The sequence below is a fragment of the Kitasatospora sp. HUAS MG31 genome, from assembly GCF_040571325.1.
GTDB lineage: Bacteria > Actinomycetota > Actinomycetes > Streptomycetales > Streptomycetaceae > Kitasatospora > Kitasatospora camelliae.
This window is the reverse complement of the sequence record NZ_CP159872.1, coordinates 7,262,971-7,282,097: the sequence shown is the minus strand read 5'-3', so window position 1 is coordinate 7,282,097 and position 19,127 is coordinate 7,262,971. Positions and strand designations below refer to the sequence as shown.

Annotated in this window: 14 protein-coding genes and 2 pseudogenes; 8 read left to right on the top strand and 8 right to left on the bottom strand. The window is 71.8% G+C overall.

What is annotated here, in order from left to right:
* Nucleotides 1–15 precede the first annotated feature (15 nt).
* A complete protein-coding gene (locus ABWK59_RS32775; RefSeq protein WP_354644298.1) occupies nucleotides 16–2,397 on the bottom strand; it encodes a phosphoketolase in 2,382 nt (793 codons plus the stop codon).
* Between the two features lie 309 nt (nucleotides 2,398–2,706).
* On the opposite strand from ABWK59_RS32775, the gene ABWK59_RS32770 reads away from it, so the two are divergent.
* Both ABWK59_RS32770 and ABWK59_RS32765 read left to right on the top strand, forming a co-directional pair.
* Entirely contained in the window at nucleotides 2,707–4,296 is a 1,590-nt protein-coding gene (locus ABWK59_RS32770) for an oleate hydratase (RefSeq protein ID WP_354644297.1), read from the top strand.
* Between the two features lie 145 nt (nucleotides 4,297–4,441).
* Nucleotides 4,442–5,317, top strand: a complete 876-nt coding sequence (locus ABWK59_RS32765) for a universal stress protein (protein WP_354644296.1) — start codon at nucleotides 4,442–4,444, stop codon at nucleotides 5,315–5,317.
* 388 nt (nucleotides 5,318–5,705) lie between these two features.
* On the opposite strand, the gene ABWK59_RS32760 is transcribed toward ABWK59_RS32765, so the two are convergent.
* From ABWK59_RS32760 to ABWK59_RS32740, 5 genes are read right to left on the bottom strand one after another with little or no spacing between them, the layout of a single operon-like run.
* Nucleotides 5,706–6,491: a ribosome hibernation promotion factor gene (locus tag ABWK59_RS32760; protein ID WP_354644295.1), complete on the bottom strand. Its 786-nt coding sequence runs from the start codon at nucleotides 6,489–6,491 to the stop codon at nucleotides 5,706–5,708.
* A 22-nt stretch (nucleotides 6,492–6,513) separates the two neighbouring features.
* Nucleotides 6,514–7,488 (bottom strand): carbamate kinase, encoded by a 975-nt coding sequence (locus ABWK59_RS32755; RefSeq protein WP_354644294.1) that lies wholly within the window; start codon nucleotides 7,486–7,488, stop codon nucleotides 6,514–6,516.
* 2 nt (nucleotides 7,489–7,490) lie between these two features.
* Nucleotides 7,491–8,495 carry an ornithine carbamoyltransferase gene (gene argF, locus ABWK59_RS32750; protein WP_354644293.1) on the bottom strand — a complete coding sequence of 335 codons (1,005 nt, stop codon included), beginning with the start codon at nucleotides 8,493–8,495 and terminating at the stop codon, nucleotides 7,491–7,493.
* Between the two features lie 23 nt (nucleotides 8,496–8,518).
* Complete coding sequence (locus tag ABWK59_RS32745) at nucleotides 8,519–9,742, bottom strand: arginine deiminase (protein ID WP_354644292.1); 1,224 nt, start codon at nucleotides 9,740–9,742, stop codon at nucleotides 8,519–8,521.
* A gap of 18 nt (nucleotides 9,743–9,760) precedes the next feature.
* Entirely contained in the window at nucleotides 9,761–11,167 is a 1,407-nt protein-coding gene (locus tag ABWK59_RS32740; RefSeq protein ID WP_420492887.1) for an amino acid permease, read from the bottom strand.
* A 418-nt stretch (nucleotides 11,168–11,585) separates the two neighbouring features.
* Between ABWK59_RS32740 and ABWK59_RS32735 the strand changes: the two genes are divergently transcribed.
* The 5 genes and pseudogenes from ABWK59_RS32735 to ABWK59_RS32715 all read left to right on the top strand — a co-directional run bounded on the left by ABWK59_RS32735 (nucleotide 11,586) and on the right by ABWK59_RS32715 (nucleotide 15,544).
* Nucleotides 11,586–12,470: a universal stress protein gene (locus ABWK59_RS32735; RefSeq protein WP_354644291.1), complete on the top strand. Its 885-nt coding sequence runs from the start codon at nucleotides 11,586–11,588 to the stop codon at nucleotides 12,468–12,470.
* Between the two features lie 54 nt (nucleotides 12,471–12,524).
* Entirely contained in the window at nucleotides 12,525–13,175 is a 651-nt protein-coding gene (locus ABWK59_RS32730) for a hypothetical protein (RefSeq protein ID WP_354644290.1), read from the top strand.
* A 51-nt stretch (nucleotides 13,176–13,226) separates the two neighbouring features.
* The gene (locus ABWK59_RS32725; RefSeq protein ID WP_354644289.1) at nucleotides 13,227–14,399 is read left to right on the top strand and encodes an Acg family FMN-binding oxidoreductase; all 1,173 of its coding nucleotides are present in this window, start codon (nucleotides 13,227–13,229) and stop codon (nucleotides 14,397–14,399) included.
* On the top strand, nucleotides 14,360–15,058 hold the full coding sequence (locus ABWK59_RS32720) for a response regulator transcription factor (protein ID WP_354644288.1): 699 nt from the start codon (nucleotides 14,360–14,362) through the stop codon (nucleotides 15,056–15,058). Before ABWK59_RS32725 ends, ABWK59_RS32720 begins: the two co-directional genes overlap by 40 nt.
* A 130-nt stretch (nucleotides 15,059–15,188) precedes the next feature.
* A pseudogene (locus ABWK59_RS32715) lies at nucleotides 15,189–15,544 on the top strand (pyridoxamine 5'-phosphate oxidase family protein).
* A 49-nt stretch (nucleotides 15,545–15,593) separates the two neighbouring features.
* Here the strand turns inward: ABWK59_RS32715 and ABWK59_RS32710 are convergent.
* Entirely contained in the window at nucleotides 15,594–17,309 is a 1,716-nt protein-coding gene (locus ABWK59_RS32710; protein WP_354644287.1) for a GAF domain-containing protein, read from the bottom strand.
* Nucleotides 17,310–17,741: 432 nt separating this feature from the next.
* On the opposite strand from ABWK59_RS32710, the gene ABWK59_RS32705 reads away from it, so the two are divergent.
* Nucleotides 17,742–18,704 (top strand): tyrosine-type recombinase/integrase, encoded by a 963-nt coding sequence (locus tag ABWK59_RS32705; RefSeq protein WP_354644286.1) that lies wholly within the window; start codon nucleotides 17,742–17,744, stop codon nucleotides 18,702–18,704.
* On the opposite strand, the pseudogene ABWK59_RS32700 reads toward ABWK59_RS32705, so the two are convergent.
* Nucleotides 18,656–18,814 (bottom strand): annotated as a pseudogene (locus ABWK59_RS32700) (IS5/IS1182 family transposase); the annotation flags it as partial. The gene ABWK59_RS32705 and the pseudogene ABWK59_RS32700 sit on opposite strands and share 49 nt — an antisense overlap.
* Nucleotides 18,815–19,127 lie beyond the last annotated feature (313 nt).

The window sequence follows — 19,127 nt, the reverse complement described above, 5'->3', positions numbered from 1 at the left end:
TCGGTCTGGGTCAGGTCAGCTGCCCGGCTGCCAGTCGGCGATCTCGGGCAGGTCGGTGCCGTGTTCGCGGATCCAGTCGTGGTGCCGGCTGCGCTGGTCGGCCATCTGCTGGCGGACGGCGGCGGCGCGCACGGCGAGGCCGGGCACCCGGTCGATGACGTCCATGACCAGGCGGTAGCGGTCGAGGTCGTTGCGGACCACCATGTCGAAGGGCGTGGTGGTGGTGCCGGACTCCTTGTAGCCGCGCACGTGCAGGTGCGGGTGGACGGTGCGGCGGTAGGCGAGGCGGTGGATCAGCCAGGGGTAGCCGTGGTAGGCGAAGATCACCGGCTTGTCCCGGGTGAACAGCGCGTCGAACTCGGCGTCGGGCATGCCGTGCGGGTGCTCCTCGGCGGGCATCAGCCGGGCCAGGTCGACCACGTTCACCACGCGCACCCGCAGGTCCGGCAGGTGACGGCGCAGCAGCTCCGCAGCGGCGATCACCTCCTGGGTAGGCACGTCACCGGCGCAGGCGAGCACCACGTCCGGCTCGCCGCTGCCGTCGTCGCTGCCGGCCCACTCCCAGATTCCGGCGCCGCGCGCGCAGTGGGCACGGGCCTCCTCCAGGCTCAGCCAGTCGAAGCACGGCTGCTTACCGGCGACGACGACGTTGACGTAGTCGCGGCTGCGCAGGACGTGGTCCGCGGTGGCGAGCAGGGTATTGGCGTCCGGCGGGAAGTAGACCCGCACGGCCTCGGGGCTCTTGCTGAGGACGTGGTCGACGAAGCCGGGGTCCTGGTGCGAGAAGCCGTTGTGGTCCTGGCGCCAGACGTGCGAGGTGAGCAGGTAGTTGAGGGAGGCGATCGGGGCCCGCCAGTGGATGCCGCGGGTGGTGCGCAGCCACTTGATGTGCTGGTTCACCATCGAGTCGACGATGTGGACGAACGCCTCGTAGCAGGAGAACAGGCCGTGGCGGCCGGTGAGCAGGTAGCCCTCCAGCCAGCCCTGGCAGGTGTGTTCGGAGAGGATCTCCATCACCCTGCCGTCGCGGGCCAGGTGCTCGTCGACTGGCAGGGTGTCGGCCTGCCATGCCTTGCCGGTGGCGGCATAGACGGCCTGGAGCCGGTTGGAGGCCGTCTCGTCCGGGCCGACCAGGCGGAAGTCGCGGCGTTCGGCGGTGTCGGCCATCACCTGTTCGAGCAGGTCGCCGAGGACGCGGGTGGGTTCGTGCAGGGTGGCTCCGGGCTTGTCGACCGGGACGGCGTAGCGCTCCAGCGCGGGCAGGGGCAGGTCGCGCAGCAGCAGGCCGCCGTTGGCGTGCGGGTTGGCACCGAGACGGCGACGGCCCTCGGGAAGGCAGGCGAGCACCTGCTCGGTGGGCCTCCCGTACTCGTCGAACAGTTCCTCGGGGCGGTAGGAGCGCAGCCAGGCTTCCAGTTGCGCGAGGTGTGCGGGGTTGGTGCGGACCTGGTCGAGCGGCACCTGGTGGGCCCGCCAGGTGCCCTCCACCGGCACACCGTCCACCTCGTGCGGGCCGGTCCAGCCCTTGGGCGTGCGCAGGACGATCATCGGCCAGTGCGGACGCCGGGTGGAGCCGTCGGTGCGGGCCTCGTACTGGATGGCGGCGATCCTGTCGAGGGCGGTGTCCATGGCGGCGGCCATCGCGCGGTGCACGGCCATCGGGTCCGCGCCGGTGACGTACAGCGGGTCGTGGCCGTAGCCGCGCAGCAGGGCGTCGAGTTCGGCCTCGGGGAGCCGGGACAGCACCGTCGGGTTGGCGATCTTGTAGCCGTTCAGGTGCAGGATCGGCAGCACCGCGCCGTCGTGCACCGGGTCGAGGAACTTGTCGCTGTGCCAGGAGGCGGCGAGCGGGCCGGTCTCCGCCTCGCCGTCGCCGATCACGCAGGCGACCAGCAGGGCGGGGTTGTCGAAGGCGGCACCGTAGGCGTGCGAGAGGGCGTAGCCGAGTTCGCCGCCCTCGTGGATGGAGCCGGGGGTCTCGGGCGCGACGTGGCTGGGCACCCCGCCGGGGAACGAGAACTGCCGGAACAGCTTCGCCATGCCCTCGGCGTCCCGGGTGACGGACGGGTAGGTGTCGGTGTAGCTGCCGTCCAGCCAGGAGCCGGCCAGCACCGCCGGGCCGCCGTGTCCCGGGCCCCAGACGCAGACGGCGTCCAGGTCACGCCCGGAGATCACCCGGTTGAGGTGGGTGTACACCAGGTTCAGGCCCGGCGAGGTCCCCCAGTGGCCCAGCAACCGGGGCTTGATGTGCTCCGGGCGCAGCGGCTCGCGCAGCAGCGGGTTGGCCATCAGGTAGATCTGACCGGCCGCCAGGTAGTTAGCGGCCCGCCAGTGCGCATCGAGCGCCCGCAGTTCGGCCTCGGTCGGCTCTCCGGGCGTTGAAGCGGTCACGGTCATGGCGGCGGTCTCCTCGGAAATCGGTCGACTTCGCTGGCCGCCGACGGCGGGCCGTACCCATCGTCACACCGCGCACCCGGCCGGACACAGGGCCGACCGGGTCACGGCCCAGCGGCTGGGAGAGGGACTTGCGGATCAGCCGAACCTCCCCCACACCGCGGGCGGCGCGTGATGGGCCACAACGCCGAGGACGAACGGCCCTGAAGCGGTGCCTGTCGGCCCGCGCGCCCGCGTCGGCGCTGGCGCAGGCTGGCGGCACCCCCTGCCGACCGTCGCAGGGACAGCCTGAGCGAACGAATGGAACACGACATGATCGACAGTGGGCGTCAAACGAAGGCGTACCTGGTCGGCGGCGGGATCGCCGCCCTGGCCGCCGCGGCCTTCCTGATCCGGGACGGCGACGTCCCCGGCGAGAACATCCACCTCCTGGAGCAGCTTCCGCTCCCGGGCGGCTCCCTCGACGGCGCAGGCTCACCGGATCAGGCGTACGTGACGCGCGGCGGGCGGATGCTGGAGGACGAGGCGTACACCTGCCTGTGGAACCTGCTGGAGACGATCCCCACCCTGGACGACCCGAAGGTCTCCGTCCGCAAGGAGATCACCGACTTCAACCAGGCATGGCCGACCGACGCCAAAGCCCGGCTGATCGACCGCGACCACCGAATCGTCGACGCCGCCCGCCTCGGCCTCACTGCGCACGACCACATCGAACTGGCCCGCCTACTGGTCCTGCCCGAAACGGTCATCGGTGCCCGCCGAATCGACGAGTTCTTCTCCGAGCACTTCTTCACCACCAACTTCTGGGCGATGTGGCGCACCACCTTCGCGTTCCAGAACTGGCACAGTGCCATCGAACTCAAGCGCTACCTGCTGCGGTTCCTCCAGGAGTTCCCGCGCATCCACACCCTCGCCGGCGTACGCCGCACCCGCCTCAACCAGTACGACTCGATCGTGCGGCCGCTCACCGCGTGGCTGCTCGAGCACGGGGTACGTTTCGAGCACGGCGTCACCGTCACCGACGTCGAGTTCACCGAGCACGACGGCATCCGCCGCGCCAAGCGCCTGCACCTCGACCGCGAGGGACGACACGAAGAGGTCGAACTCGCCGACCTCGACCTCGCGTTCATCACGCTCGGCTCGATGACCGCCGATGCCTCCTACGGCGATGACCACACCGCGCCCGAGCTGGTCCGCGACAAGCGCGACGGCAGCTGGACGCTCTGGGAGACCCTCTCACGCAAGGCGCCGGACTTCGGCCGGCCCGCCGTCTTCAACGGCAGCATCCCCGAGGCCGCCTGGGAGTCCTTCACCCTCACCATGCGCAGCCCCGCGCTGCTGACGCGGATCGAGGAGTTCAGCGGCAACGCCCCAGGCACGGGCGCCCTGATGACCTTCAAGGACTCGCCCTGGCTGATGTCGATCGTCGTCCCCCGCCCGCCGCACTTCGACGGGCAGCCGGACGGTGTGTTCACCCTGTGGGGCTACGGTCTGTTCACCGGCACCCCCGGCGAGCACACCGGCAAGGCCATGGCCGAGTGCACCGGGCAGGAGATCCTCACCGAACTCCTGGGCCAGCTCGGCTTCGAGGACATCGCGGACGAGGTCCGCGCCACCACGACGGTCACCACCGTGATGATGCCCTACATCACCAGCCAGTTCGCCCCGCGCACCGTGCACGACCGCCCGCGCCTGATCCCGCACGGCGCACGCAACTTCGCCTTCCTAGGCCAGTACGTCGAGATCCCTGAGGACGTCGTCTTCACCGTCGAGTACTCCGTGCGCGGCGCCATGCGCGCCGTCTACCAGCTGCTCGGCCTCAAGCTGCCCATCCCGCCGGTCCACCACGCGCTCGCCGAACCCGCCACGGCCCTGCGGGCCCTGCGGACCGCCTTCGCGTGAACACCGCAGCCGAGCCGGTGCCCGGTACAGGACCTTCGGACCCTGCGCCGGGCACCAAGCAGCCCTGGTCCGGCAACCCGCGCCCACGAAGACTGGCCCGGCACGATCACGCGTCCCACGTACCCACTCCGGAGAGGATTCACCCATGGCCGACTACCTGCTCGCCGCGATCGACGGCTCGGCGCAGAGCATCGCCGCCGCCCGCTGGGCCGCCGACGAGGCCGCCCGCCACGACCTTCCGCTGCGCCTGGTCCACGCCCAGACCTGGCTCGACGACATCCACACCGACCCCGGCCAACCGGCTGATGTCCGCGCCCTGACCACGCGCATGCTCACCGACGCCAAGCAGGCGATCCGGACCACCCATCCGAGCCTGGAGATCCGCGCCGAGCTGATCGGCGGCGGCGAGCCGGTCGACGTGCTGGTCGACGCGGCCGCCGACACTCGTATGCTGGTCCTCGGCTCCCGCGGGCTCGGCGGCTTCGGCGCGCTCATGGTCGGCTCCGTCGGCCTGGCCGTCGCCGCCCGAAGCGAAGTCCCCACCGTGCTGGTCCGCTCCGACGCGACCGAACGCCCCTCCGGGCCCGACGGACCCGAGGTGGTCGTCGGTGTCGACACCCGCGAGCCCGCCACGGACGTCCTCGACTTCGCCTTCCGCGAGGCCGCCCGGCGTGGCGCGGTGCTGCGCGCCGTGCACGGCTGGACGCCGCCGCCGGTGTGGGGCTACGCCGGCTGGGTGTCCCCGCAGCCCGAGGCCGAGCAGTTCCGAGCGATCGAGGACGAACTCCTCACACTGGCGATGACCGGCTGGCAGGAGAAGTACCCCGAGGTCACGGTGGTCCAGGATTGCCGGATCGGCAGCGGCGCGGCGGCTCTGGTCGATGCCGGCGCCGACGCGGACCTCCTCGTGGTGGGCCGCCGGCGCCGCCCGCACCACCACGCCGGCATGCGCCTCGGGCCCGTCGCCCACGCCGTACTCCACCACGCGCAGTCACCGGTCGCCGTCGTCCCGCACGACTGACCCGCCCACCACATCGAGGGTGGTGGACTCCGGAAAGCCCGGACGTCCGCCACCCTCTTCGCATGTCCCGGTCTGCACCGGTCTTCTGACGGCGTTCGCCGGACCCGGCACCCGACGGTGATCCGCCCCCTCGCGATCCACGCCAGCCCCCCGACGAACACGGGCCTGACCCGGTCGAGGCCGCAGCGGCGCTGCTCCTGGCGGAGACCGGAGCAGCGCCGCCGACACACGGCGAAAGCAGCGCGCCGACCGACGAGGCCCGGACCACCGCGCCGACCAGGTCGTGCAGCGGGTACGCGAGAGCCGGGGACGGCCCCACACCGTCCCCGGCTCCGCACTTCGTGCCCGGCCGGACCCCCACGGCCGCCGGGCCTGACCCGCGCCGCCCCTACAGCACGGGAGTGATGAGGCCGTAGTGGCCGTCGTAGCGGTGGTACAGCACGTTGCCGCGGCCGGTGGCGGCGTCGGTGAAGAACACGAACGGCAGGCCGCTCAGGTCCAGGCGCGCGACCGCGTCGGCCACGGCCAGCCGCGGCACGGCGAGCGTGCTCACCGGCAGCCCGGGCACCGGTTCGGCCTGCGGGTCGGTGGTGGCGAGCCGGTACCGGTCGTCGGCCGGGTCGCGGAGGACCACGCTGTCGCAGCCGCTCGCGGCATCGGTGAACAGGTGGAAGTCGTAGTCCATGGCCTCCAGTTCGAACACCGCCTGCCAGGGCGTCTGCCGCGCCAGGCTGTAGGACTTGTGCCGCACGATCCGCCGCTCCTGCCGGCTGCGGGCGTGGCGCTGCGGGCGGTGCTCGTGCCGGGCGCCGTCCGGCGGGCTGACGGGTGCGCTCGCGTGGTGGCGGTGGTGTTCCCGGTGGTCGCGGACGCGGGCGATCCGGGTGTTCAGGCGGTCCTGGAGCAGGTCGACGGCCTCCTGCATGGTGGCGGCGGCCACGTGGGCTCGCACCGGCCTGCCGTTCAGGACAACGACGGCTTGGGCGAGCGACGGCTTGGCCATCGCGTGGTTTGCTTCCTGGGTGAGCTTCACCCGGGCGGCGAGGACCGGCTCGTCCAGCCGACCGAGCACGGCGAGCATCTTCGTCCGGGCGTAGTCGGGCGCAGCCAGGGTGACCTCGCCGCGGGTCTCCACCAGGACATCGATGGCGGGACCGGTCTGCAGACGGTTCATCACAGTTCCCTCTCTGGCGGGTTCAGACTGCCGCGTGCTGTGCGGCCGGGCCGTGGGCCGAAGGTCCCCGATCACCCGGTCCGGTCAGCACGCGGACGGTGGTGCCGGTGGTACCGAGGAGCGCGCCGAGGGCGTCGTCCAACGGGCCGATGACGGCGAGGTGACCGGTGCGTTCGGCGAACGCCGCGGCGGCCTCGGCCTTGGGGCGCATCGATCCCGCGGGCAGGTCCAGCTCGTGCAGCCGGCCAGGTGTGACAGTGATGAGCGGGCCGGGGTGGGCCGCACCGAAGCGGGTGAACACGTGGGTGACGTCGGTGAGGATCAACAGGGCGTCGGCGTCGAGCTGTTCGGCGAGCAGGGCCGCGGTGCGGTCCTTGTCGACCACGGCCTCCACACCCCGCACCTGGCCGGTGTCCGGGTTGTGGACGACCGGGATGCCACCGCCACCGGCGGCGATCACGACGGCTCCGGTCGCCAGCAGGGCGCGGATGGCGGGCACCTCGGTGACCGCCTTCGGCAGGGGCGAGGGGACAGTGCGGCGCAAGTGGTCGCCGTCACGGGCACAGGTCCAGCCCCGGTCCAGCTCGGCCATGCGGGCCTGATGGTCGGTGAGTCGGCCCCCGATGAACTTGTCGGGGTGGTGGAAGGCGGGGTCGTGGGGGTCGACCTCGGTGTGGGTGACCAGGGCGGTGACGACGCGGCCGGGCAGGCGGCCGGCGAGGTCGCGGGCGAGCAGGGTGCCGATCATGCCCTGGGTCTGCGCACCGAGGACGTCCAGCGGGTAGGGGACGGTCAGGGCCGGGTCACTCTCGCTCTCGACGGCGAGCAGGCCGATCTGCGGCCCGTTGCCGTGGGTGATCACCACCTCGTGTCCGGCAAGGACGAGTTCGGCCAGCGAGCGGGCGGCGTCGTGGACGTGATGCTGCTGGACGGCGGCGTCGGGGTGTTCGCCCCGCTGGAGCAGGGCGTTTCCGCCGAGGGCTGCGACGATGCGCACGGTCAGTCCCTCCCGAGAGTGGCGACGAGGATCGCCTTGATGGTGTGCATGCGGTTCTCGGCCTGGGTGAAGACCAGGGAGGCGGGCGACTCGAAGACCTCGTCGGTGACCTCCAGGCCCTCCAGACCGTGTTCGGTGGCGAGTTCGGCGCCCAGGTCGGTACGCCGGTCGTGCAGAGCCGGCAGGCAGTGCAGGAGGGCGGTGTCCGGGTTGCCGGTGGCGGCCATGGTCTTGGCGTTAATCTGGTACGGGAGCAGCAGGTCGATGCGCTCCTTCCACCGGTCGTGGTCCTCGCCCATCGAGACCCACACGTCGGTGTAGAGGTAGTCGGCGCCGCGCACGGCGTCCTCGACCTGGTCGGTGAGAGTGAACCGGGCGCCGCTCTCCTGCCCGAGCAGCAGGCACTCGGAGACCAGCAGCGGGTCGGGCCACAGCTCGCGCGGGGCGGCGATCCGCACGTCCATGCCGAGCAGACTGCCCATCACTACGAGGGAGTTGGCGGTGTTGTTGCGGGCGTCGCCCAGGTAGCAGAAGGAGATCTGCTCCAGCGGCTTGCTGCTGTGCTCGCGCATGGTGAACACGTCGCACAGGCTCTGCGTGGGGTGGCACTCGTCGGTCAGGCCGTTGTAGACCGGCACACCGGCGTGCGCGGCGAGTTCGGTCACGGTGTCCTGGGCGAAGCCGCGGTACTCGATGCCGTCGTACATCCGCCCGAGCACCCGGGCGGTGTCGGCGACCGACTCCTTGTGGCCGATGTGGGAGCTGTCGGGGCCGAGGTAGGTGGTGGTGGCGCCCTGGTCGTCGGCGGCGACTTCGAAGGCGCAGCGGGTGCGGGTGGAGTTCTTCTCGAAGATCAGCGCGAGGCGCCGGCCGGTGAGGTGCTGGCGCTCGGTGCCGGCCGCACGGGCGGCCTTGAGGTCGGCGGCGAGGTCGAGCAGGTGGTGGATCTCGGCAGTGGTGAAGTCGAGTTCGCGCAGGTAGTGGCGGCCGTGCAGGTTGGCGGTCATGGCGGGATTCCTCCTGGGGGTGGCTAGTTGGCGGGGTCGCGCTGGATGGGGCAGCTCATGCAGCGCGGGCCGCCGCGGCCTCGGCCAAGCTCGGAGCCGGCGATGGTGACGATCTCGATGCCCTGCTTGCGCAGGTAGGTGTTGGTGGTGGTGTTGCGCTCGTAGCCGACGACCACGCCCGGTTCCAGGGCGAGGAAGTTACTGCCGTCGTCCCACTGCTCGCGTTCGGCGGCCCGCACGTCCTGCTCGGCGGACAGGAGGCGGACCTTGTCCAGGGCGAGCGCCTCGGCGAGTGAGGCGGCGAGGTCGGTGTCGGGGGTGACGTCGAAGCCGGCGGGGCGCTCAGGGGCGGGGGTGAGGGTCCAGGAGCACAGCCCGTCGGCCAGGCCCGGATAGACGGCGAAGGTGTCGCGGTCGATCATCGTCATGACGGTGTCGAGGTGCATGAACGCGCGACTCTCGGGAAGCCGCACCGCGACCAGCCGGTGCGCGGTGTTGGTCAGGAACAGCTGCTGGGCGAGGGCTTCGACGGCCTGAGCGGTGGTGCGCTCCCCCATCCCGACCATCACCACGCCCGGTGCGAGCACGTGGACGTCGCCGCCCTCCAGGCTCAGGCCGGGAGCCGCTGTGGTGCCGTCGAGGAGCGGGGGCGGGGCTTGCGCGAACAGCGGGTGGAAGCGGTAGATCGCGGCCGTGTGCAGGGTCTCCCGGCGGCGGGCGGGCCTGGCCATCGGGTTGAGGCTGTAGCGTCCGCCGATCCAGCAGGAGTTGTCGCGGGGGAACAGGTGGTTGGGCAGGGGCGGCAGCGCGAAGTCCTGCTCGCCGAGCGTGTGCCAGGCCAGGCTGTGCGGGTTGTGCAGCGGCAGGTCGGTCTTGAGGACGCCGCCGATCAGGTACTCGGCCAGGGTCTGGCCGTCGAGTTGCAGGCACAGCTCGTGGACCGGCTCCACCAGGGCGGGGCCGACGGTGGCCGGGTTGACGACCTGGCCGAGCAGCCAGGCCCGGGCCGGGGCGAGGTCGAGCGTCTCGGCGAGCAGGTCGGCGTAGTGGTGGACGCGCACGCCGTGGTCACGCAGCACCTGGGCGAAGACGTCGTGCTCCTCGCGGGCCCGCTTGGCCCACAGGATGTCGTCGAAGAGCAGTTCGTCGACGTTGCGCGGGGTGAGCCGGGACAGTTCCAGGCCCGGGCGGTGCAGGATCACCTGGCGCAGGCGGCCGGCCTCGGATTCGACACGCAGGGTGGACATGGGGGTTCTCCTCGGGAGTCAGTGCTGGTGACGCGTGGTCAGTGCGCGGCGCAGGATGGTCGGCAGGCCCACCGGGTGGGCGGTGCGGGCCGCCTGCGGCAGGGGCGCCGCGGTGGGGGCTGCGGGTTCAGCCTCGGCGGGTCCGGCCGTGGCTGCGGTCTGGGCCGCGATGTTGGGGCGCTTCAGCCAGATGTAGACGGGGATGCCGAGCAGGATGGTGAACAGGCCGTAGTAGACGGTCTGGTAGCCGCTGCCCTGGATCGACCAGTACGAGAAGACCAGGGCGAGCAGCGCGACGGTGACGTCGCGGGCAAAGCGCCGCCGCTCCAGCTCCTGACGGCCGCGCACCACCAGCCAGTACAGCTGCGCCGCCGCCGATACCAGGTACGGGATGACGGCGGTGAGCACGCTCAGCAGCACGATCTCGGTGAAGACCTTGGTGAAGCTGGTGTAGCTGACCACGGTCAGCACCGAGGCCAGGACGGTGGCCGAGACGATGCCGAAGGCGGGCACTTCGCTCCGGCCCCGGGTGCCGGTGAAGGCGGTCGGGAAGAGCCCGTCGCGGGCGGCCGCCATCGGCATCTCCGCGCAGATCAGGGTCCAGCCGTTCAGTGCGCCGAGGCCGGAGACGATCGCCGCGGCGGCGACCAGGTTGCCGGCCCAGTGGCCGCCCGCGATGTTGTTCATGGCGTCGGTGAACGGCGCTGTGGAGGAGCCGAGTCGGCTGTGAGGGACGGTGCCGAAGACCGCCAGGGTGCCGAGCAGGTAGATGGCGGCGCAGGCCAGCGTGCCGTACACGGTGGCCCGCGGCACGTTCCGCTTCGGCTCCCGGACCCGGCCGGCCGCCACCGAGGCGGTCTCCAGTCCGATGTAGCTGAACAGCGCGATCGCCCCGGCGGCCGAGACCGCGCCGAGCGCGGAACCCCCGCTCGCGTTGAAGGCGCCGAAGTTCCCCGCCTTGATGAAGAGCAGGCCGACGGTGGCCATGAACGCCAGCGGAAGGAACTTCAGCACCGTGGTCACGACCTGGAAGGCGCCGATGTTGCGCACCCCGGTCAGGTTGACGATCGCCGGGAGCCACAGCCCCGCCAGCGCGATCCCGACCGAACCCCAGGCGTGGTGACCCTTGTTGACGAACACCTCGACGTAGCCGACCCAGGCGACCGCGATGGCCGCGTTCCCGGCCCAGGCGGTGATCCAGTACGACCAGGCGGTCAGGAACCCGGCGAACTCGCCGAACGCCTCCCGGGCATAGACGTACGGTCCACCACTGCCCGGCACCCGCTCCGACAACCGCCCAAAAGCCATCGCCAACGCCAGCGCGCCGATCGTCACCAGCACGAACGCCACCAGCGCGATCGGCCCGAAGGGCGCGAGCGCGGACGGCAGCGCGAACACCCCGGTACCGATGATGCTGCCGGCCACCAGCGCAGTCGCAGCGGGCAGCCCGAAGCCGCTGTCTGCTCCTCTGGTTCCCTCAACCGCCTTGCCCTGCTGCGGTCTTCCGCGACCGTGTGCGGACATCTGGTGCTCCTCTGCGATGTGCTCCGGGGAGACGGACCGGTGCGTCCGTCGCTCACGGTGACGATCCTGCGGTCGTGACCGACGGTCACCCCAGGGACCATCGGGCCCTGATCACGGCGCCACCGGTCCCTCCCCACGCCCCACTGGTCCCGCCGCCCCACATATCCGGGAACCCGGTGCGGCCAGGGACCACTGGCCCACTCCTCGGCCCCCTCGGTCCCTGGGCCCCGCCGGATCGCCGCCGAAAGAGTTCTCTCAGCAAAGGACCGAGCAGACGTCTCGACCGCAGACCAGCCGACGACCCTTGAGGAGAGCACTGATGACCCGCCACGTCCTGACCGGGATCGACGGATCCCCGAGCAGCGAGAGCGCGGCCTCCTGGGCCGCCGGGGAAGCCCAACGCCGTGGCGCTCCACTTCGGCTGCTGCACGCCTGGCCCTGGCTCAGCCCCCAGGACGCCGAGGACACCGGCGACTTCCGGCCGGGCGACCTGCGCCCGGCCGCGCTGCGGGCGCTATCCGAGTGCGCCGAGCGCATCCGCCTCGACTACCCCGGGCTCGTCATCGAGACCGCCGTGATCGGAGACGATCCGGTCGACGCGCTGGTCAAGGCGGCTGAAGGCCAGGAACTCCTTGTGCTCGGATCGCGCGGCCTCGGCGGCTTCGCCGGCCTGCTGACCGGCTCGGTCGCACTGGCGGTGGCGGCTCGCGTCAACACCCCGGCGGTCCTGGTCCGAGCCGGGCGGCCCGCCTCGCCCCACAACGGCACGGTGCCCCGGGGCGAGGTCGTCGTCGGGGTCGACACCCGTCAATCCGCCGGCGCGGTATTCGACTTCGCGTTCGCTGAGGCCGCCCGGCGCGGCGCGCGCCTGCGGGCTGTCCACGGCTGGGATCCGGTGCCGCTGTGGGCTGCCACCAGCTGGGTACCGCCACGCTCGGTGATCGCCTCGCGGGAGGCCGCCGTGAAACGCCTGCTCACCGAATCGCTCGCCGCGGGGCGGGCCGCTCACCCGGACGTCCCGCTCGTCATCGAGGTCCGGCACGGCAGCGCGGCCCGCGCCGTCGTCAACGCCGGTGAAGGCGCCGAACTGGTCGTCGTCGGCCGCCACGACCGCCACCACTCCCTGGGCATGCGGCTCGGTCCCGTCACCCACGCCGTGCTCCACCACGCCGCCGCCCCGGTCGCGGTGATCCCGCACACCTGAACCAGCCCCGTCCGTTCCCAGCCGCTCACCCACCACCCGAAGGGCAGTCCGATCATGACCCGCACTCCCCACACCCGTCTCATCCGCCCGTGGCACCGCAGCCTGCACCGGGCGCTCGGCGCCGAACGGAACGAGCTGGCCCGGCCGGAGGACCGGGCCCGCAGCCGAGCCGGGCTCCTCGCCTCCGTCGCCACCGCTCTGGCCCTCGCGCTCGGTGCTACCGCCGCGTGGACCGACTTCGACTCAGCCGAGCAGCGCGTCGCTACGGCAGCCTCCCGCCTGCACCACCTGGACGCCGTTCTGCTCACCTCAACCAGCACCACGACCGACAGAACCGACACTGCGACCCCCCGCTACCAGGCCACGGCCACTTGGACCTACCCCGCCGGGCAACAGCAGACCGGCACGGTGAGCGTCCCCCGACAGGCACGGGCGGGCTCAACCGTCGGCGTCTGGGTCGCTGACACCGGCCGTCTGACCACCGCCCCGGCCAGCACCGCCGACCTCGTCTCCGACGCTGTCATCGTCGGCCTGCTCACCGTGGGCCTCCTGTTCGTCCTCATCGCCGGCGGCCTGGGCCTGCGCCTGCGATCGCTGGACCACCGTGCCGACACTGCCTGGCAGCGCGCCTGGGCGGAGCTGGAACCCGTGTGGACCGGACGGGCCTCCCGTCGGCCCGGCACCGACGGCCCTCGGCGCGGCTGAGCCCGGCGTACTCCGCCTCGGCCCACGCCCCGCAGGAAGGACGGCTCCATCATGACGCCCGTGACCCTCGACAACGAGCTCGGCCTGGTACTCATCGCCGCGGCAAGCGCCGCGCCCTCCCTCCACAACTGCCAGCCGTGGCGGTTCCGTCTCGACTGCGCCACACGCACCGTTTTCGTGCACGCCTTACCGCAGCGCGCCCCGACGCTCACCGACCCGGATACCCGAGCCGTGCACATCTCGGTCCGCGCCGCACTCGGCAACCTCCAGGCCGCCGCTGTCCACCTCGGCTGGGAACCCGTCGTCCGCCTGTTACCCCGGCCCGAGCAGCCCGACCTGCTGGCCACCGTGCGGCTCGCCGGGTCACCCCGTGCGGCTCTTCTGCGCCGCCTCGACCTCTACCAGGCCATCTGGCGCCGACGAAGCAGCCGCCTGCCGTTCTCTGCCGAGCCGGTACCCGCCGCTGTCCTCGCCGAACTCGCCGAAGCCGCCCGGCTCGACGGCGCGGACCTGCACCGGCCGGGCCCATCCGAGCGCCGTGCCCTGCTCGACCTCACCGCACGAGCCGAACGCCGGAACCTCCGCCACCCCGGCCGGCATGCCGAGAACCTGGCCGCCCTCACCGCCCCCGGTACCCACGTCGGCATCCCCGCCTACGCACTCGGACCCCAGGACTCCACCGGCGTCGTGCCGCTGCGCACCTTCGTCGGCCCCACCGACGGACTGCCCCGGGAACGCGCGGCGTTCGAGGCCGACCCCCAGCTGCTCATGCTCACTACCCGGCACGATCGTCGGGCCGACTGGCTGCGCGCCGGCCAGGCGCTCCAGCACGTCCTGCTCCTGCTCACCCTGCACGGTCTGCGTGCCTCAATGCTCTACCAGGCCCTGGAATGGCCGGACCTGCGTGCGCAGTTGGCTGACCCGGAACACGGCCGCTGCGCCCCGCAGATGCTGCTGCGCATCGGCTACGGACCGGCGGGCTGTCCCACTCCCCGACTCCGCGCCGAGCTGCCGGAGGCGGACGGCCAGGCCCTCGCCGCGGCCCCGTTGGCCGGCTCCACTCCGACCGTGAGCGGGAGAATAGGGCCGTCCGGCCCTATCGGGCGTGCCGGAGCGAGCGGCAGACTGCCCGACGATCCCACTCCTCCCGTTCAGGCGGCGGGTCCAGCAGGTACGGAGAAGCGATGGCAGACAGCACGGCGGACCGGGCGAGCGGCCCGGTGAAGGTGTTCCTGCTCGACGACCACGAGGTGGTCCGCCGCGGCGTGCACGACCTGCTGGAGGCCGAACCCGATCTGACCGTGGTCGGCGAGGCCGGAACGGTCGAGCAGGCACTCGCCCGGGTCCCCGCGCTGCGCCCCGACGTGGCGATCCTCGACATGCGGCTGCCGGACGGCGACGGCGTGACCGTCTGCCGCGAGCTGCGCTCGCGCATGCCCGGGCTGGCTTGCCTGATCCTCACCTCCTTCGACGACGAGGAGGCACTGCTGGACGCGATCATGGCCGGAGCCTCCGGGTACGTGCTGAAGCAGATCAGCGGCACCGACCTCGTCTCCGCGGTGCGCACGGTCGCCTCCGGGCAGTCCATGCTCGACCCCGGCGCCACCACCCGCCTGATGGCCCGCCTGCGCGGCGACACGGCCCCGCCCGCCTCCGACCTTCCGCAGCTCACCGACCGCGAGCGGGAGATCCTCGCCCTGATCGGTGAGGGCCTGACCAACCGACAGATCGGCCAGCGCCTATATCTCGCCGAGAAGACCGTCAAGAACCACATCTCCCGGCTGCTGGCCAAGCTCGGCGTGGAGCGCCGGGTCCAGGCTGCCGTCATCGCCACCCAGGCCCTGGCCGCCCACGACCAGGCATCCGGCCGGCGGTTTCACTGACACCTGCCCCTGGCAGTCGGGCCACCCGGCCACCGGCCGGGGGACCAACGGCCTCTCCCGCACCCGCCGGCACCGGACGACCATCAATGCCATGACACCTGACACCGCGCCGCTCGATGAGCGGCACTGACTGCGCCTGCTGGCCGGGGCACCGGTCGGGCGCGTCGTCTACACCGTCGGCGCTCTGCCCGCCGTCCTGCCCACCCGCTACCAACTCGGCGACGACGGCAGCGTGCTGCTGCGCGCCACCGGGGGATCCGAGCTGGTCCGCGCAGTCTCCGGCGCCCTGGTGGCCTTCGAGGCGGGGGAGGTCGACCAGACGGCAGCGGCTGGAGCGTCACCGTCCTCGGCCGGGCAGACGTCACCGAGGACCCGACTCCGCACGATCCCGCCCTGCCCCGGCACCCCGGCCAGGTATCGATCCGAATCCGCCCGGAGCTGCTGACCGGACGCCTCCTGCCGGCGTCACCAAACCTCCGGACATGACCGCGAAGCCCCCACCCCCAGTGCCGCCGGCGCCGATGGGCGGTGCCGCTCAGTCACCCAGTGGCGCCGACCACAGCAGCCGGGTACCGCCGTCCGGCGGGCTCGCCAGCTCCAGCACCCCGCCCAGGACCTCGGCCCGCTCGGCGAGGTTACGCAAGCCGCTGCGCCTGCCCTGCACAGGAATGCCCACACCGTCGTCCTGCACCGTCAGCAGGACCTGCGTCCCGGTCGCCTGCAGCACCACCTCGACCCGCCCGGCCTGGGCATGCCGCGCCGCGTTGCTCAGCGCCTCGCCCAGGACCGCCACCACGTGGTTGGCCACGACGCCGGGGACGTCGGTGTCCAGCAATCCCTCCATGCTCAGCCGCGGCGCGAACCCCAGTGCCGCCTGCGCCTCCTCGACCACCTTGACCGCCCGGGCTCGCAGGCCGCTACTGGCCGCCTCGTCCCGGGCCCGCAACCCGAAGATCGTCGACCGGATGATCTTGATGGTCTCGTCCAGGTCCCCCACCGCGCGCAGGACCCGGTCCGACGCTCCGGGATGCTCGATGAACCGAGCGGCGCTCTGCAACGTCATCCCGGTGGCGAACAGCCGCTGGATGGCCAGGTCGTGCAGATCCCGGGCGATCCGGTCCCGATCTTCCAGCATCGCCAGCTGCTCGGCATCACGGCGCCGGTCGGCCAGCTCCAGTCCCAGCGCGGCCTGGTCGGCGAACCCGAGCAGCGGTCCGATCTCCCGCTCGGTGAACAGCGCCTCTCCCGGCCGGCGGGCCAGCAGCAGGACCGCGTCGATATGCCCCGCACTGCGTCCCAGCGGCACCGCCACCGCCGGGCCCAACCACTCCGCCCGCCGCGGATCGCCCGTCAAGGCCGGGTCCGTGGCCAGGTCCGCAGTGGTGACTGGCCGTCCCTGCGTGCAGGCCGCACCCGAGAGCGTGCCCTCCCGCGGCACCACCAGGCCGGCGCGTTTCCGCGTGTCGCCACCGAGCGCGAGCTCCAGCCGCAACGTCCGGCCGTCGGCCTCCGGCACGACGATGTCCCCCAGTTCGGCGCCGGTGATCTCCCGCGCGCGCTGCGCGATCAGCTCGACCACCTGGGAACGCGAACTGCCCGACAGCAGGCTGCGGGTGATCTCCGCGCTCGCGCTCAGCCAGCTCTGCTGGCGCTGCGCCTCCTCGTACAGCCGCGCGTTGTCGATCGCCACCCCGGCGGCCACCGCCAACGTCGAGATCACCGACTCGTCGTCGGCGTCGAACTCCTCCCCACCGCGCTTGTCGGTCAGGTAGAGGTTCCCGAACACCTCCTCGCGCACCCGCACGGGCACCCCGAGGAAGGTCCGCATCGGCGGGTGGTTGGCAGGGAAGCCGAACGAGGCCCGGTGGTGTGACAGTTCCTCCAGCCGCAGCGCCTCCGGGTGGCTGATCAGCTCGCCCAGCAACCCCTTGCCCGTCGGGTAGGGCCCGATCGCGGCGATCTCCTCCTGCGACAGGCCCACCGTCAGGAATTCCGACAGCGACTCCCCGTCCGGACCGATCACCCCCAGCGCCGCGTAGCGGGCGTCCACTAGGACGGCCGCGGCCTCCACGATCCGCCGCAGCACCTGCGTCAGATCCAGCTCCCGCCCGACCGACAGCACCGCCTCCAGCAGGCTGTGCACCCGGTCCCGCGTCCCGCGGGCCGCGTCGATCCGCGCCTGCAACTCCTCCAGCAGCTCGTCGAGCCGCAGCTGCGGAATCCGCGAGCGCGCCACCTCGTCCCCACCCACGACGGCCTCCTCCAGTCCCGGCACCCGCACGGCACCGGTACCCGCGACAGATTCTCGCAGACGAAACGAAGGGTGGTAGGGGGGTCTGGCACTGTCCGGGACGGCCGGGCCAAGCTCGCACGCCGCCCACGGAGCCCTGGTCTGCCTGGAACAAGTCTGCGCCGAGCGCGCCGCGAAACACCACACCCTCGCGTCGCCGCGCCTTCGGGCCCATAGCCGAACCTGATCAGCATGTGGCATAGGGCTACCCCAGCCTCTTCACAGCCCTCGCCACCGTCTTCCGTACGCGCGGCCCTGGTCGCACCCCGGACTCACCACGGCCCGAGCACCGAATCGCTGCCGACCGACCCGCCGGGCACGGGAACGCCCTTGTCACCCCGACAAGGGATAGCCGCAGCTCAGCGCGCATTTCAACGGCTTTGTGGTCGCTTGGTGGTCGCCAGTTACTACTCAGCGCGACCGACAATGGATGTGCCGAACCACCCGCACGTCTATTGGAAGCGATCACGATGCGCGCCACACGTCAATCAGGGCCGGGTCTACCGCCGCTGCGGCTGCCGAGACCCTCGGCATCACCAGATCGGCGCGCACTGTCCCGTCCTCGCGTCCGACCCGAGTCACGGCACCTGGACCTTCGCGGTCGATCTGCCCGCCCCGGCTCCTGGCCGCCACACCGTACGCCGCGGCGGCTTCGCCACCGAGGACGCGGCCCGAGCAGCTCTTCGCCGCCTGCTCGAGGGCCACAACGGAGGATTCACCGCCGACCCGAACCAGACCGTCGCCAACTACCTCACGGCCTGGCTCCGCGCCAAGGCCCTGGTCCTCAAGCCCACCACTCTCGCACACTACAACGCCTACGTCGCCAACGACCTCATCCCCGCCATCGGAGACATCCGGCTCGACGACCTCGGTTACCCACACATCGCTGGCCTCGTTCACACCGAGCTCGCCCACGGCCGTGGTCGCGTCACCGTCCACCGCATCCTCGCCAGCGCGCTCGGCGACGCCATCCGCCGCCACCGCCTGGCCACCAACCCAGCCCGGCCCACGGTCATCCCCCGCCCAGCCGCCGCCGAGCGCCACATCTGGACCCCACAGGAAGCCATCCGATTCCTCCGCTACTGCCACGTCGTCGATCCGCCGTTCGCGGACCTCATCGAGCTCCTCATCGGCACCGGCATGCGCAAGGGCGAAGCCCTCGCCCTCCACTGGACCGATGTCCACCTCAGCCAGGGCGTCCTGTTCGTCCGCTACTCACTCGCCGCCGTCGACAACAACCGCCTCGTCCTTACGAGTTGGTGCGTGATAGCGGGTGAGGCAGCAGGGGTCTGGTTGAGGGCTGTGGTTCACATGCCGGTGGTGCGGTCAGAGACGAGGCCGGCGATGGCGCGGTAGGTGTCGGGCAGGTTGTCCCGTCGGTGTGTCCAGCGGAGGAGTTGCTTCCAGCGCTTGTGGTCGGCCAGGGCGTGTTCGACGGTGACGCGGTCGGAGGAGTGCTGGTGGCGGGTCTGTTTCAGCTCCGGCAGCGACACCACCGGCCCGTCCGCACACAGCACCGCGTCCACCAGCTCGAACAACGCATCCGCGCGGCGCGGCAACGCACCGAACAACTCCATCCGAAAGGAGGACAGTTCGGCCAAACCCGACCTCTGCGCAGCCGCATGGACCACACTGGACCCCGGCGACCTCCGGCCCGTTGTGAGACTCGACATCACACAGCGTGAACCAGAGGTCGTCGCCATTTCCGGCGAATCCCCATGTGGGTGAACAGGTCGGGCGGCAGACGATCACGGAAGGCTAAAACTCAAGCTTATAGGT